General features: G+C 30.1%; 14 protein-coding genes, 1 other RNA gene and 1 pseudogene. 12 read left to right on the top strand and 4 right to left on the bottom strand.

From position 1 onward, the window contains the following. The first annotated feature begins 52 nt into the window (after nt 1–52). Nucleotides 53–1,795: a hypothetical protein gene (locus H2277_RS04625; protein ID WP_337201187.1), complete on the top strand. Its 1,743-nt coding sequence runs from the start codon at nt 53–55 to the stop codon at nt 1,793–1,795. A 187-nt stretch (nt 1,796–1,982) separates the two neighbouring features. Here H2277_RS04625 and sppA read toward each other — a convergent pair whose 3' ends face one another. Both sppA and H2277_RS04615 read right to left on the bottom strand, forming a co-directional pair. Beyond that, nucleotides 1,983–2,873, bottom strand: a complete 891-nt coding sequence (gene sppA, locus H2277_RS04620; RefSeq protein WP_337201186.1) for a signal peptide peptidase SppA — start codon at nt 2,871–2,873, stop codon at nt 1,983–1,985. Beyond that, nucleotides 2,861–4,090: a metal-dependent hydrolase gene (locus H2277_RS04615; RefSeq protein ID WP_337201185.1), complete on the bottom strand. Its 1,230-nt coding sequence runs from the start codon at nt 4,088–4,090 to the stop codon at nt 2,861–2,863. Before H2277_RS04615 ends, sppA begins: the two co-directional genes overlap by 13 nt. A gap of 94 nt (nt 4,091–4,184) precedes the next feature. Here H2277_RS04615 and aroQ point away from each other — a divergent pair, with 94 nt between their 5' ends. Genes aroQ through fliY form a run of 8 tightly spaced genes read left to right on the top strand, consistent with a single transcriptional unit; the run spans nt 4,185 to nt 10,403 of the window. Continuing rightward, on the top strand, nt 4,185–4,664 hold the full coding sequence (gene aroQ / locus H2277_RS04610; RefSeq protein ID WP_137623158.1) for a type II 3-dehydroquinate dehydratase: 480 nt from the start codon (nt 4,185–4,187) through the stop codon (nt 4,662–4,664). A 6-nt stretch (nt 4,665–4,670) separates the two neighbouring features. Continuing rightward, on the top strand, nt 4,671–5,144 hold the full coding sequence (gene folK, locus H2277_RS04605) for a 2-amino-4-hydroxy-6-hydroxymethyldihydropteridine diphosphokinase (RefSeq protein WP_337201184.1): 474 nt from the start codon (nt 4,671–4,673) through the stop codon (nt 5,142–5,144). 11 nt (nt 5,145–5,155) lie between these two features. Continuing rightward, nucleotides 5,156–6,589 carry a flagellar biosynthesis protein FlhF gene (gene flhF / locus H2277_RS04600; RefSeq protein ID WP_337201183.1) on the top strand — a complete coding sequence of 478 codons (1,434 nt, stop codon included), beginning with the start codon at nt 5,156–5,158 and terminating at the stop codon, nt 6,587–6,589. Then, the gene (gene flhG / locus H2277_RS04595; protein ID WP_337201182.1) at nt 6,582–7,448 is read left to right on the top strand and encodes a flagella biosynthesis ATPase FlhG; all 867 of its coding nucleotides are present in this window, start codon (nt 6,582–6,584) and stop codon (nt 7,446–7,448) included. Before flhF ends, flhG begins: the two co-directional genes overlap by 8 nt. A 13-nt stretch (nt 7,449–7,461) precedes the next feature. Then, on the top strand, nt 7,462–7,818 hold the full coding sequence (locus tag H2277_RS04590) for a hypothetical protein (RefSeq protein WP_337201181.1): 357 nt from the start codon (nt 7,462–7,464) through the stop codon (nt 7,816–7,818). Further along, entirely contained in the window at nt 7,799–8,491 is a 693-nt protein-coding gene (locus tag H2277_RS04585) for an RNA polymerase sigma factor FliA (RefSeq protein WP_337201180.1), read from the top strand. The genes H2277_RS04590 and H2277_RS04585 overlap by 20 nt, the downstream gene beginning before the upstream one ends. Further along, a complete protein-coding gene (gene fliM, locus H2277_RS04580) occupies nt 8,491–9,570 on the top strand; it encodes a flagellar motor switch protein FliM (RefSeq protein ID WP_337201178.1) in 1,080 nt (359 codons plus the stop codon). Before H2277_RS04585 ends, fliM begins: the two co-directional genes overlap by 1 nt. After that, entirely contained in the window at nt 9,567–10,403 is an 837-nt protein-coding gene (gene fliY / locus H2277_RS04575) for a flagellar motor switch protein FliY (protein WP_337201177.1), read from the top strand. The genes fliM and fliY overlap by 4 nt, the downstream gene beginning before the upstream one ends. A gap of 88 nt (nt 10,404–10,491) precedes the next feature. Here fliY and H2277_RS04570 read toward each other — a convergent pair whose 3' ends face one another. Then, nucleotides 10,492–10,683: a hypothetical protein gene (locus tag H2277_RS04570; RefSeq protein ID WP_337201176.1), complete on the bottom strand. Its 192-nt coding sequence runs from the start codon at nt 10,681–10,683 to the stop codon at nt 10,492–10,494. A gap of 543 nt (nt 10,684–11,226) precedes the next feature. Between H2277_RS04570 and H2277_RS04565 the strand changes: the two genes are divergently transcribed. Both H2277_RS04565 and mnmA read left to right on the top strand, forming a co-directional pair. Next, nucleotides 11,227–11,826 (top strand): TIGR00730 family Rossman fold protein, encoded by a 600-nt coding sequence (locus H2277_RS04565; protein WP_337201175.1) that lies wholly within the window; start codon nt 11,227–11,229, stop codon nt 11,824–11,826. Further along, nucleotides 11,826–12,842, top strand: coding sequence for a tRNA 2-thiouridine(34) synthase MnmA (mnmA, locus tag H2277_RS04560; protein WP_337201174.1), 1,017 nt, complete (start codon nt 11,826–11,828; stop codon nt 12,840–12,842). Before H2277_RS04565 ends, mnmA begins: the two co-directional genes overlap by 1 nt. A 9-nt stretch (nt 12,843–12,851) precedes the next feature. On the opposite strand, the gene ffs is transcribed toward mnmA, so the two are convergent. Next, nucleotides 12,852–12,949: signal recognition particle sRNA small type (ffs, locus tag H2277_RS04555), an RNA gene on the bottom strand. 413 nt (nt 12,950–13,362) lie between these two features. Here ffs and H2277_RS04550 point away from each other — a divergent pair. Next, nucleotides 13,363–14,475 (top strand): annotated as a pseudogene (locus tag H2277_RS04550) (hypothetical protein); the annotation flags it as partial.

Genomic DNA, 14,475 nt, shown 5'->3' with positions numbered 1-14,475 from the left:
TATAATATCAATTATTTTTAATAGAAAATATATAAATTTAAAAGGTGAACTTATGCTTAATCAAATTTATTATTATTATTTTAACTCTAATTATGAAAAATGTTTAAAAATAAGTGAAAAATATCTTGATAATATTGATGCTTTAACATATGCTACGCTATGTTCTTTTAAGCTATCCATAAATGATAAAGCTTTGTATTATGCCAAACAACTTTTTTTAAAAAATGCAACCAGTTTCAACGGTCTTTTTCTTGCAAAGGCTTATATATTAAATTCCAAATTTCAAGAAGCGCTTGATCTGTTTAAAAAGCTTTTGGAAAAAAATGATGCTTTACACGATGAAATCAATTTAGAATTAGCTTTGCTCTTTCAAATGATAGGCAAATTAGAAGAAACAGAAAAAATCTTTCAAAATTTACTCAAAAAAGATCTTTATAATTTAAATTTATGGAAAAGTTATGCTGAAATCTACTTTAAAAAAGATTTCAATAAAGCCCTTAAAGCTCATGAAGAGCTCTGTGCTTTTTGCATACAAACTAACGAAAAAATCAAACAAGGATTGTTAGTAGAAAAAACACATTTTAATACATCAAATTTTCAAGATCGTTTGCAAAATAAAACAAAAGAAAATATAACAATCGCAAAAATTGAAGAATTTTTAAATACCCAAATTTTACCCCAAAAAGCATATTTACTTTTTAAACTTTTTAAAATAGAACAATCTTTAGCTTTATTTCAATCCTTACAAGAATTTAACCAACATAGCGCTCAATTTTGGCAAAACTATGCCAAGGTTTTAGAATTTAGCTCCAACTATCAAAATGCTTATCATGCATATCAAAAAGCTTTAAGCTTGCACTCACATGCAACTTATAAATTTGATTTAGCCTATCTTTTAATGCGTATGGGCGTAGAAGATAATTTTGAAGAAGGAAAAAAATTTTATGAAAGCCGACTTTTTTATGCTCATAATGAAACTTTTTCAGCCTACCACTACAATAAAACAATGCAAGCTTTCAATAAAGATGGCATAGAGGCATTTAAAAATAAAGAAATTCTTGTGTTCTGTGAGCAAGGATATGGGGATACCATCATGTATTCTAGATGTTTAGAAAAAATTTGCCAAATCGCTTCTAATGTACTTTTTGCACCTCAAAGTGCTATGTATGAAATGTTTAAAAGTCAAATCAAAATTTTAAATCAATCCGAAAAGAGCTTTAAAAATTTAAAAGTATTAAAAAGTTTGCCTAAAAATTTTGATTATGCTATGCCAATTTGTTCTTTACCTTTTTTTATGGATATCAAATTAACAGAACTTTCCCAACTAAAAACCCCGATAAAAGCGTATCATAGAACACAAGATAAAATCAAAAAAATAGGAATTTTTTGGTTTACTCCAAATGCTATAGATTCTGAAACGACAAGGAATTTTGAATTAGAATTTTTACTTGATAGTTTAAAAGATACACCATATGAGCTTATTTCTTTCCAAATGCAAGGTGATTATAAATTGCCAGATAAAATAGAAAATAGAGCCACAAAAATAAAAAATTGGAATGATACTTTAAATAATTTAAGCGATATTGATTGCATGATCACTATAGATAGTGCTATAGCACACCTTAGTTTAGCCCTTGAAATTCCAACAATAGTCCTTTTAAAACCGAGATTTGATTGGCGTTGGGGAAAATTTGAACAACCAAAAAGCTTTTTTTGGTCAAAAGCAAAAATTTTAGTCGTTAAAGATGAGAAAAATGCCAAAGCAGAACTTAACAAACTCATAAAAACCATTTAAGAAGTATATCATCGAAAAAGTTAAATATTTTATTTTAGATAAAGAGTATTGCTCTTATCCTATATTAAGTTAAGAAGTTATTTGTCCTTATTGCAATCCGTAGAATACGCTTCAAATTTAGAGCAAATGCAAAAAAGAATGTCCTTTTTGCAAAAATAAAATGAAAATTCATTTAAATAAAAAATAATTATCTTGCGCTAAAAAAACTGCTTTTATAGATCAGTTGAGTAAAACTTTGACTTATCAAACTTGAAGTTTTATTCTCTAAACGATTAAATAATTTATCGATTTTATCTTCTTCTTTCCAAATAGGCGTTTGAACCTTGCTAAGTTTTTCAAGCTCTTTTTTAGCATTTTCATAGTTGCTAACATCATCAATTAAACCTAATTCCTTAGCTTTTTGCGCTAAAAATACTCTTGCATTAGCCCAAGTATCTTTTTGAGCTTTGTCTAAATTTCTTTCCTTGGAAACAAAATTAACAAATAAATCATAACTTTGATTGATTAAATCTTGCAAATATTGCTTTTCTTTGCCACTCCAAGCCCTTGTAAAAGTTCCTGCACTTTTAAATTCTCCCGCTTGTATGGTTTGCTCTTTAATGCCTAATTTATTAGCCAACTCACTAATATCAGCCCCCTGCATAATCACCCCAATCGATCCAATAAAACTTGCAGGATTGGCCAAAATTTTATTAGCTCCTACCCCTGCTAAATAACTCCCGCTCGCCATAGTACCACTTGCATACACCACCACAGGTTTTTTAGCTCTTAAATCTTTTATAGCTAAAGCAAGTTCCATACTTGGAGCAAAAGCACCTCCTGGAGAATCGATCGCAAAAAGAACCCCTTTAATTTGATCATCATTTTTAGCGTTGATGATTTTTTCTAATACAGAAGAACTATCAAAAATTTCACCCTTTAAATCAATACGTTCTAAATTAGCAAAATGCGAATTTGAACCTTGGCTTGAAGCAAAAATCCAAATCACAATCAACAATAAAACAAAAGTTTTAAAATAAGTATTGATAAATTTAATACCATTTCCTAGAATTTTAAAAAACGATTTTATAAATTGCATTCTTTTCCTTTTATAAAAAATTTTTCCACTTCTTTAGCATTTAAAATAAATTGCAAAGGCGCTTGTTTTTTTTCACATTCTCCAAGATTAAAAACGCTAAAATCCGCATTTTTTCCGACTTTCAATTCTCCTGCATTTAAATTTAAAGCTTTTGCAGGATATAAAGTTGCCATTTGCAAAAGCTTAGAAGCTAAATTCAGTAAATCTTCCCCTTGATGAATTAATAAATTCGCACGCATTTCATCAAGCAAGGATAAAGAAATATTAGAACTAAGTCCATCTGTTCCAAGATGGACATTTAAACCACTCTTTAAAGCTTTTTTCAAATCAAATCTTTTTTGGCTTAACAGACGATTTGAGAAAGCGCAATGAGTTATAGAATGATAAGTTTTATCTAGCCATTCATATTCTTTTAAATACACACAATGCGTAAAAAGAGTTTTTACATTTTCAAAAAGCTTTACATAATCTTTTGGCGCATAAAATGGCTTAGGATTAGCTATAAAATTTTCCAACCATTTTTTAAATCCACCTTGTGCTTTTCTTAGCCAATTATTTTCAGCCCTACTTTCTAAAAAATGAGTGCTTACTAACAAATCATATTTTCTTGCCAAATTAAGCGCAAAATGAGCAAGTTTTGGATGAGTAGAGTAAGCAGAATGTACAGAAATTGCAGGGATAAAAAATTCACTTTTATGCTTTAAAGAATTTTCAAATCTTTGTAAAAATTCAACTTTTTTTTCTTCAATTTGATCTTCATTTGTACCTAAAATTTCATTAAAATAAACAACGCGTATACCCTTTTTGCTCGCTTTTAAACAGGCATTAAAATCGCTCCCAAAGCTTGAAATTTCACCTATAGTTCCCACTCCGCTTCTTTGTATTTTTCTTATATTTTCAAAAATCAATTCTTCTTTAGCTTTAGCGCTTAAAAAGGAGCGTGATTTAATCACACTTTTAAGCCAAGTCAAAAACTCTCCAAAATGTAAAGTTGTAGAATTAGCGCTAAATTCTAAGTGCGTATGAGGATTAATAAAAGCAGGAAGAATAATGGAATTTTGATCCGTTTTTATCCATTGGGCCTTAGGATATTTTTTTAACAAATACTCAAGTTCTCCAAATTCTAAGATTTTATCCTCAAAAACAAAAGCTTGATTTTCTAAAATAGTAAAATTTTCATCACATAAAAAAAGATACTTTGCGCCGATAATATACACGAATTTTTCCTTAAAAATAAAATCATGATTGTAGCAAAAATTTATTTTAAAATGTTATAATAGAAAGTTAAAAATAATTTTTAAGGTGAATTTTATGAAAATAATGGTCATTCAAGGTCCAAATATCAACATGTTAGGAATACGAGAGATCAATATCTACGGCGCAATGAAAATGGATGATATCCACGAACAAATGAAAATTGCAGCATCTCAAAATAATGTTGAACTTGACTTTTTTCAAAGTAATTTTGAAGGAGAAATTGTAGATAAAATTCAAGAGTGTTTGGGCACCAAAGATGGGATTATTATCAATGCTGGAGCTTACACTCATACTTCTGTAGCGATTCGTGATGCAATAGCAGCAGTAGCTTTGCCAACTGTAGAAGTTCATATTTCTAACACTTATCGCAGAGAAGAATTTCGTCAAAAAAGTTTAATCGCTCCAGTTTGCTCTGGATCGATTATAGGTTTTGGTCCTTTTGGATATCATTTAGCCCTTATGGGTGTGATCCAAATTTGCGATCAAATTAACAATTTGCGCAGTATGCAAGCACAAGCACAGGTTCAAAATTAAACCGTAATGCTAAAAATAAAAGGGGCAAGACGACTAGAAAAAAGTCGTTTTTTTCCTTATTTTAGCCGAGATAAAAAGGAGTTTAAATACTTTGCTGTTTTGGGTCTAGGAAGTAACATAGAGCCTGAAAAAAAACGTTTTGATGCTTTATTTAGAAAATTCATGGATGATAAAAGAATAAAAGTTTTAGAAACCTCACCTTATCTCATCAATGAAGCTTTTGGATTTAAAGCGCAAAAAGATTTTACTAATGCTGTTATGCTAGTACAAACAAATTTACACGCAAGAGCTTTTTTGAAAGTTTTACTTTTTTATGAGTTGAAATTCAAACGCAAAAGAACTTTCAAAAACGCTCCTAGAACGCTTGATTTAGATCTTTTATATTTTTCAAGAAAAGTCAAGCGGGATGCGTGGTGTGAGGTGCCCCATCCAGGGGTTAAAGAAAGAATAAGCGTAATTTTACCTTTGGGCTTGATATAAAAGGATTATAAATGGGACAACTTATCCATACCTTTACCGTTGAAGATACAGATCAAATCATACCTAAAGTCAAAGAAGACTATGGCGATAAAGCGCTCATCATCACCAATAAACAAATTCGCCCAAAAACCCTTAATCGTGGTGCGCTTTATGAAGTGATGGTTGCCATTGAAGAAGCTGATTATCACGAACATCTTAAAAAAATGGGAAAAAGCCTACCGCCTAAAAAACCTATTCAAAAAAATATCTCAAATCCTGATATCTTAGAAAAACCAAAAGTCAAAACTACAAACGTAAGCGAAGATGAAGATGTTATTCTTGATTTTTCAAACGCAAAAGCCAGTTTAAATTTAGGCGCTTCTAGAGTTGAAAATAAAAACTATCAAGACTTTCCACCTAGTAAAATAAATCCCAATTCTTCGATGGGTTTTAGTGATTTTAAAGAGCGCTTGAGTGAGGTTAGCAGTGAAATTTCTAAAGTAACTAATACGCCTTTGGAAGATTATACACCTCAACCAAATTATAATAAAAAAATAGAACATGTTGAAAAACAAATCAATAAACTCAATGACAAAATTGATCTTTTAGCCGATATGATGTGGGATGAAAAAGCCGAAGCCCGTAACAATCTCATCATTCCTCCAGAATTTGCAACCATTTATAAACAAGCCAAAGAAAGTGGGATGCTTGAAAAACACTTAGAAGCTATCATGAAAGCAACAATTGAAAATATGCCAGCTTCCATGAAAACTAATAAAGAAGCGGTGCAAAGATATTTTTACTCTCTTTTGAGAAATATTTTACCTTGTCGCATTGAAAGCGATATCAAAAAGCAAAAAATTATGATGTTAGTTGGCCCAACAGGCGTAGGAAAAACTACTACTTTAGCAAAATTAGCTTTTAGATATGCTTATGGTGATAAACGTTATAAAACGGGTATTATCACGCTTGATACTTATAGAATTGGTGCGGTAGAGCAGCTTTTTCAATATGCTAAAATGATGAAACTTCCTATCATTGATAGCATAGAGCCAAAGGATCTTGATGAAGCGATTAAAAGCTTAAATAATTGTGAAATTATCTTAGTTGATACTATAGGAAATTCACAATACGATCAAACCAAACTAGCCAAAACAAAAGAATTTTTAATGCATTCTAATGCTGAAATTGATGTTAATTTAGTGATTTCGGCAAATACAAAACATGAAGATTTAATGGAAATTTATAAAAACTTCTCGTTTTTAAATATTGACACTCTTATTATCACCAAATTCGATGAAACTAAAGTGTTTGGAAATATATTTTCTCTTATTTATGAAACAAATATACCTCTTAGCTTTTTTTCAACTGGACAAGAAGTTCCAGATGATATAGAAGTGGCAAACAGTGACTTTTTAGTTCGTTGCATCCTAGAAGGTTTTAATAAAGGAAAAAATAATGGATAATCAAGCCAATAAACTTCGCACTTTAATGAATCAAAATGGCAGTAAAAAATCACAAAATACTCATTTTATCGCCATTACAAGTGGTAAAGGTGGTGTAGGTAAAAGCACCATCAGTGCAAATTTAGCTAATGTTTTAGCAAAGAATGGCTACAAGGTAGGATTATTTGATGCTGATATTGGCTTAGCGAATTTAGATGTGATTTTAAATGTTCGTATTCATAAAAATCTTTTACATGTTTTACGCGGAGAATGCTCTTTAGAAGATATACTCATCGAAGTAAAACCTAATTTATGGCTTATACCAGGCGAAAGCGGAGATGAAATTTTAAAATACAATGACAAAAATATTTATGAAAGATTTTTAAATCAAGCAAGTATTTTAGATGAACTTGATTTCCTCATTATAGATACAGGAGCAGGGATTGGAGGCAACACCTTGAATTTTTTAGAAATGGCTGATGAAGTTGTTGTCGTTACTGTTCCTGATCCTGCTGCAATTACAGATGCTTATGCCACTATTAAAACTACTTCAAAAACTAAAGAAAATTTACTCATGCTATTTAATGTGGTAAAAAATGAAAAAGAAGCTTTAAAGGTTTTTGAAAATATTAAAAAAGTTGCAGATGCTAATATTAAAAATCCTCTTAATTTAGAATTTTTAGGACATTTAAGTTCCTCAAAAGATGTTAGTTTAAGCATAAAAAAACGCACCCTATTTACAGATGAAAATACCAATGTGAGCGATGAGTTAAAATCCATAGCTTCCAAGCTTTTATATAGGTTGGAACGGAAAATGCTTGATAATGTTTCAAGTCGAAGTTTTTCAAATTTCTTTAGAAAAATTATCGAAAGATTTTAATAAAGAAGAGATAATGAGACCAGAAAATTATGTAGCATTTTTTACAGTTTGTGGATTTTTTATAGGGCTATCTTTTAGCATTGCTAGCATTGATAATCCTTTTGATGTTTTAGTTTTTACTTGCTTGATTACTTTTATGTTTTATGTTTGCATCCATATTGCCATCATTTGCTTTATTGATATTAAAAAAATTAGTGGAAGAATTTTTAATAAAAATGAATATGAAAGAACAAGCAATAATATTATCAATGATCTTGTAATTCGCGAAAAGAAAATGGATACAATTTTAGAAAAACTTAACAAAGAAAGAGAAGAACTTAAGAAAAACGAATCAAAAGAAAGACGTAAGCATGCAAAAAAAGCCGCCTAAAGCTTATATTCAAACGATAAAAAATGAACAGGATCAATTAGTTTTATCCTATATGCCAGCACTTCGTGCTATGGCTTTTCGTTTGAAAGAACGCTTACCTTCTAGCATTGATGTTAATGATCTTATTAGCGTCGGAGTAGAAGAAATGATCAAACTCTCTCGTCGCTACGATAAAGAGCAAAATGACAGTTTTTGGGGTTTTGCTAGAAAAAGGGTTAATGGCTCTATGCTTGATTTTTTACGCTCTTTGGATGTTATGAGTCGTAACAACCGAAAAATTATCAAAGATATTGATAATTTAATTGATGAATACTTCAGAGAAAATGAAGAAGAACCCGATGACGAATATTTGGCAAAAAAACTTGATTTGGATATAGAAAAAATTAAAGAAGTTCGCACAGCACATGCGATCAGTTATACTTTACCCATAGATGAACAAATGGAACTTTATAATGAAGATGATACTTTAGAAAAACTAGAAAAAGAAGAATTTTTAGAAAAAATTCATGAAATCTTAGAAGATTTAAAAGAGCGCGATCAACTTATCATTCAACTTTATTATTATGAAGAATTAAGTCTTAAAGAAATCAGTCAAATTTTAGATATTAGTGAAAGTCGAATTTCTCAAATTCATAAAAAACTTCTTAAAAAACTTAGAGAAAGGCTCATTTAATGGCAGAAATACTCTCTCAAGAAGAAATTGATGCTTTACTTGAAGTTGTTGATGATACAGAAGCGCCCACAACTTCAAATTCTAAAGAAGATAAAGAAGAAAGAAATATCATTGTATATGATTTTAAGCGTCCTAATAGGGTTTCAAAAGAACAGCTAAGAACAATAAAAAGTATACATGATAAACTTGCAAGAAATTTAGCCTCTCAAATTTCATCCATGATGAGAAGCATTGTTGAAACAAAACTTCACTCTGTAGATCAGATGACTTATGGGGAATTTTTAATGTCTCTGCCAAGCCCTACAAGCTTTAACGTATTTTCCATTAAGCCTTTAGATGGAAACTGTGTATTAGAAATCAATCCAAGTATTGCTTTTCCAATGATTGATAGGCTTTTAGGGGGTCAAGGTGAAAGCTATGAAGCTTCACGGGAGCTTACAGATATAGAGCTTAATTTGCTTGATTCTATTTTGCGTATTATCATGCAAAGACTTAAAGAAAGCTGGGCAGGTGTTACTGAAATTTATCCAAGCGTTGAAGCAAAAGAATCAAGCCCAAATGTTGTCCAAATCGTATCACAAAATGAAATTGTAATCATGGTTGTTATGGAAATTATCATAGGTAATTCAAGCGGAATGGTTAATATTTGCTATCCCGTTGTGCATTTAGAAAGTATTTTAAGCCGTTTAGCAAATCGTGATATCATGATGGGTGAAACTTCAGCGAAAAAATCAAGAAATAAAGAGCTTAAAACCCTCATTGGACGTGCCGAAGTTGTTTATGAAGCTATTTTAGGCAAAACTTTAATCAGCGTTAATGAATTTTTAGAATTAAAACAAGGAGATATTTTAAAACTCGATAGAGAAGCTGATGACAAAGCTATAGTTAGCATCGATAAAAAAGATGTGTTTTTAGCACAAATTGGTTTGCATCGCTTTAGAAAGTCGATTAAAATCGTTGAACTTGTTCGCACTGATAAAGATGAAATTAAAGAAATTTTGGAAAAATACGAAGAAGAGCGTAAAGCAAAAGCTAATGCTTACGATGAGTCTGAAAATATGGAGGATGAAGAAATATGATCAATGATTTTTTGAAATTATTTACAAATGAATGTGTTAGCACTATAGAAGGATTAACAGGAAAAAATGCAGAATTTAGCGAATATAAAGAATTTGATGTTTCATCTCAAGATACACTCAAACCCCCTTTAGTTTTTGCTATTTTTAAAGTAAATGATAATGCAAAAATAGGAATTTTAGCTAGCTCTGTTCTTATGAGTGCCATCGGAGAATGGATGATGGGTGAAGAAGAAATTTCAAAAAATGATCAATTAGGTCCTGACGAAATGGATGCTGCTAAAGAAGCTATACAAAATATCATCTCAGCTTTTTCAACCACCTTAGGTGCTCAAAAAGAAATTCCAAATATGGAATTTAGCATTTCTTCTTGTGACTTTATATCCGATAGTGTTGATTTTAAAGACTTTGTGAAACTTTATTTTTTCGATGTAAAAATAGAAAGTCTAGAAGAACAAATTTCTTTAGTTATGGATCAAAATTTACACAACGTTTTAAGCGGAAAAACCGAAGAGGCAAATTCTCAAAATACCACTCAAACTGGCGATGAAAAGCACTTTAATATTAGTGAAGAGCTTAAAAATATTAACCTTATTATGGACGTTCGTTTACCAGTTCGCGTTCGTATAGGCAATAAAAAAATGCTTTTAAAAGATGTTTTAACTATGGATATTGGTTCTGTTGTAGAGCTTAATCAACTCGCTAATGATCCGCTTGAAATTTTAATTGGAGAAAAAAGAGTCGCCTATGGAGAAGTGGTGATAGTAGATGGAAATTTTGGAGTGCAAATTACAGAAATAGGCTCTAAAAAAGAAAGATTAGAGCAATTAAGATAAATTTTATAATTTATCTTAATTTTATAATTTCAAATGCTCCAATAAATTTCTTAAAGCATCTAAGAATAATTTATTTCGGTTAGTATTCTCAATATTTAACTTTTTCATTACTTTTTACAAATTTGTCATCGATAAAATAGTAAATAAATATATCATCTTTTGAGCCTTTATAAAGGAAATTCATCTTTATCAAAGAAAATCCAGCGCCTTCATCACCACTTAGACTATAAATATCTAAATAAATATACGTTTTATCGCAGGGATGGATTCTAAAAGCCAATGGGATTCTTTCTTTTCCGCATAATAACTTCTTACACTAAAAGAACTCCATAAAATTTCGAAATCTTCATCACTGGCGCCCAAAAATCGACCAAATTTTTTGTCTCATTAAAAATGACGTCAAATTTTGTTAAAATATTTACAACCATTGGAGAGTATTGTAGGATATTTTTCATCAATTAAACAAGGATGTATTTTATCATATTTCCTAGAAAATTCTTCCATTTCGGAGGTTGCTATAAAATTCTTTTATATCTTTTTCAGTATAAATTGTTCTTAATTTTTTTCTTCATCATTTTTTTGCTTGAAATAATTTTTAAGATACTCTTTTCTTTCTTTTTTCCTTTTTAACATCTCATCTAAAAGTTATTTGTTAAAAATGTATTTCTCCCCAGTTTAAATCTTTGATCTTTCTTAGTCCAATCTATCTTAGAAACAACAGCACAAGCATTCATAAAAATTAATATTTTTTTCTTTTAATATAAATAAAGAACTTATTATCAATTTTTAGCTAGAATGAATTTTATTTTCAAAGGTTATCAAAATGGATAAAAAAATAAGCCAAGATTTAGAAAAATTTGCTAATATACCAGACTTTAAAAAAACCATAACTTTTTTTGGATCTGCAAGATTAGAGAAAGATGATTTTTACTGCCAACAAGCAAAAATTCTTGCAAAAAAATGTGTTGAGAATGATTTTTGCGTAATCAGTGGCGGTGGCGGTGGCATTATGCAAGCAGCCAATGAAGGTGCTTTTAGTGCCAATGCAAATTCTATAAAATCTGTAGGTTTTAACATACTTTTGCCTCATGAGCAAAAATTAAATGATTTTATAGAATACGGTATTACTTTTGAGAGCTTAGCCATACGCAAAATGGCTCTTATTGAAAAGAGTCTTGCTTTTGTGATTTTCCCGGGCGGCTTTGGAACACTTGATGAACTTTGCGAAGTTCTTACACTTAAACAACTTGAATTTAAGAAAAATGTTCCTATTTTTTTGTTTGGGAGTGAATTTTGGCAAGGCTTTGATGAGTTTGTCAGAAATTCTTTACTCAAACAAGGAGTGATTTCACGAGGAGATGAGTTAAAGTATAAAATTACTGACGACTTAGATTTTATAATTAACACTTTAAAGGAACTTTAATGAAAATTCTAGTCGCAATGAGCGGGGGAGTTGATAGTACAGTCACGGCTTACAAATTAAAAAATGCAGGACATGAAGTCATAGGTTGCTATATGAAACTTCATGGCAAACCTAATTACCACGAAGAAAATATCAAAAAAGTAGAAAAAGTAGCCAATTTTTTACAAATTCCTTATCATATTTTAGATTTACAAGAGGATTTTAAAGATAAGGTTTATATGCCTTTTGTCAATACTTACAAAGAGGGCAAAACTCCAAATCCTTGCGCTTTATGCAATCGTTTTATTAAACTTGGAAAACTTCTTGAATTTGCAAAAAGTTTAGGTTGTGAAAAATTAGCCACAGGGCATTATGCAAGACTTGAAAATGGTCTCATCCGCACAGCAGCTGATGAAAGTAAAGATCAGAGTTATTTTTTAGCAAGTGCTGACAAAGAAGCTTTAAAATATCTTATCTTTCCTCTAGGAGAAATGAAAAAAGAAGATGTTAAAGCTTTTGCCTCTTCGATTGAAGTTTTAAAATCTTTTGCTACACAAAAAGAAAGTTCTGAAATTTGCTTTGTGGAAAATACCTATGTCCAAGTTTTAGATCAATTTATGGATACAAAAATTCCAGGAGAAGTACTGGATAGTAGTGGAAAAGTTGTGGGAAAACATGAAGGTTATATGCACTACACCATAGGAAAAAGACGAGGTTTTGAAGTCAAAGGAGCACATGAACCTCATTTTGTTTTAAAAATCAATCCTCAAAAAAATCAAATTGTCGTGGGCAAAAAAGAAGAATTAAAAATCGATGAATTTGAACTAAAAAATATCAATTTATTTATAGAAGCAAAAAATCTAAACTGTGAAGTTAAAATTCGCTATAGATCCAAATCCACGCCTTGCGAAGTTAAAATTTTTGAAGACAATAGCGCAAAAATCACACTCAAAGAAAGCGTTTATGGCATAGCAAGCGGACAAATGGCTGTATTTTACGATGGGGATAAAGTTATCGCTAGTGGTTTCATAGAATAGCTTTAAAACCCTTTCTCAGATGGCTGCGGCACACACTATGATCAAGTGCTCTGCTGTGTTCCCACCCTGAAGCGGTGCTTAAAAATAGCATTGCACAGGTCTAAGAAAAGGCGGATGTTATTTTAGCATAATACCCTTAAAAAGCCTTGATATTTTTAAAAATCTATAATATTTTTGAAAAATAATATCTTTTTAATTTTAATTAAAATTTTTTATTTGAATGATAAAAAAATTTAATTTGATAATTTTAGTTATATTTTATTATAATTACAATTATTTTTAATTATAATTTTAATTATTTTTAAAAATAAGTCCTTTTTATAAAATAATTTGAAGCTAAACTAGACTCCTTTTTAGAATCGATCTTTCACTCTTTTAGCTACTGATTATTTTAATTTCCAATTCAATTTTAATTTACGATATTGCCTTTTATGGCAATATCGCTTTTTATATAAAATAATATAAATTATTTCTTAAATATAGAAATTTAGAAATGATTTTTAACCTAAGAAAGGATTTTATGAAAAATAAAAATTTATCGAGAAAAACAAGAGATTTAAACAATCACTCTCTTTCTAAAAAATTCTTATTTTCTTTAGCAGCAGTTTCTGTTTTAAGCACCTATGCTGATGCTGAAATTAGTGGTGCTGGATGTAGTGGTAACTGTGGAACAGTTAGTGAAGAAAAAACAGATAAAATTACCGTAAGTGGAGCAAATAATACAACTTTAACCATTACAAGTAGTGGTTCTGTTAAACCTAGTAATGGTTTTGCTATAGAATTTCAAAATGGCTCATCGCTTCAAAATTTTAACAATCAAGGAACTATAAAAAATGGTGGCACTCAAGAAGCTATAAAATTTTATGGAGCTACTATAGATAATTTTAAAAATAGTGGTCTTATTTCTGGTAATTGGTCTGGTCTTGAAATAAATGGTGGAGAAATTAGTAACAATCAAAATGATTATATAAAAACCTTTGAAAATAGCGGAACTATACAAAGTACAGGCGGAAACGGTATATATCTTAATAAAGGGACTATAGATACTTTTACTAATAAAAGCAATGGATTAATAAACGGTATTAATAAAGGTATCAATCTTCAAAGTTCAACTATAAACAGTTTTAATAACGATGGAATTATAAACTCTAAAGAAAAAGGGGTATATCTTGGTCACTCAACCATAAACAGTTTTAAAAATAATGGAACTATAGTAGCAAGTGGAAATGAAGTTATTTTTGATCCGAATTCCGGTTTAGAATTAAGTAACTCTCGTATAGAAACTTTTGAAAATACTGGAACAATTTCTGGTCCAGTAGGTGTTTATGTCGGAAGTTCAAATATTGATAAATTTATCAACAAAGGAGTTATCGAGGGAACTTTAAACGATCCTAATTCAACTGGCATTTTACTTGATGTTTATGACGGTGAAAATTCTTCAACAATTAAAAATTTTAGCAATGAAGGAACTATTAAAGGAGCTGCACAAGGTATTATTATATCAAATAAAAATAAAATAGAAACTTTAATTAATAAAGGGACTATAGAAGTTTCTAGCAATGGTATAATGTTTTACAATTATACAAATAGCGTAAATGGTATAACAGAACTCGGTCAAATCAATCTAGAAGAA

The sequence above is a fragment of the Campylobacter sp. W0014 genome, assembly GCF_020135975.1.
Classification (GTDB): Bacteria; Campylobacterota; Campylobacteria; order Campylobacterales; family Campylobacteraceae; genus Campylobacter_D.
The sequence above is the reverse complement of the archived record's forward strand: the minus strand, read 5'-3'. Positions and strand labels throughout refer to the sequence as shown.

What these genes read in the sequence shown, in the direction of transcription:
- aroQ (WP_137623158.1), top strand. Translation starts at nt 4,185, where the DNA reads ATGAAAATAATGGTCATTCAAGGTCCAAATATCAACATGTTAGGAATA.
- folK (WP_337201184.1), top strand. Translation starts at nt 4,671, where the DNA reads ATGCTAAAAATAAAAGGGGCAAGACGACTAGAAAAAAGTCGTTTTTTT.
- fliM (WP_337201178.1), top strand. Translation starts at nt 8,491, where the DNA reads ATGGCAGAAATACTCTCTCAAGAAGAAATTGATGCTTTACTTGAAGTT.
- fliY (WP_337201177.1), top strand. Translation starts at nt 9,567, where the DNA reads ATGATCAATGATTTTTTGAAATTATTTACAAATGAATGTGTTAGCACT.
- flhF (WP_337201183.1), top strand. Translation starts at nt 5,156, where the DNA reads ATGGGACAACTTATCCATACCTTTACCGTTGAAGATACAGATCAAATC.
- mnmA (WP_337201174.1), top strand. Translation starts at nt 11,826, where the DNA reads ATGAAAATTCTAGTCGCAATGAGCGGGGGAGTTGATAGTACAGTCACG.
- H2277_RS04565 (WP_337201175.1), top strand. Translation starts at nt 11,227, where the DNA reads ATGGATAAAAAAATAAGCCAAGATTTAGAAAAATTTGCTAATATACCA.
- H2277_RS04625 (WP_337201187.1), top strand. Translation starts at nt 53, where the DNA reads ATGCTTAATCAAATTTATTATTATTATTTTAACTCTAATTATGAAAAA.
- H2277_RS04585 (WP_337201180.1), top strand. Translation starts at nt 7,799, where the DNA reads ATGCAAAAAAAGCCGCCTAAAGCTTATATTCAAACGATAAAAAATGAA.
- H2277_RS04590 (WP_337201181.1), top strand. Translation starts at nt 7,462, where the DNA reads ATGAGACCAGAAAATTATGTAGCATTTTTTACAGTTTGTGGATTTTTT.
- flhG (WP_337201182.1), top strand. Translation starts at nt 6,582, where the DNA reads ATGGATAATCAAGCCAATAAACTTCGCACTTTAATGAATCAAAATGGC.
- sppA (WP_337201186.1), bottom strand. Translation starts at nt 2,873, where the DNA reads ATGCAATTTATAAAATCGTTTTTTAAAATTCTAGGAAATGGTATTAAA.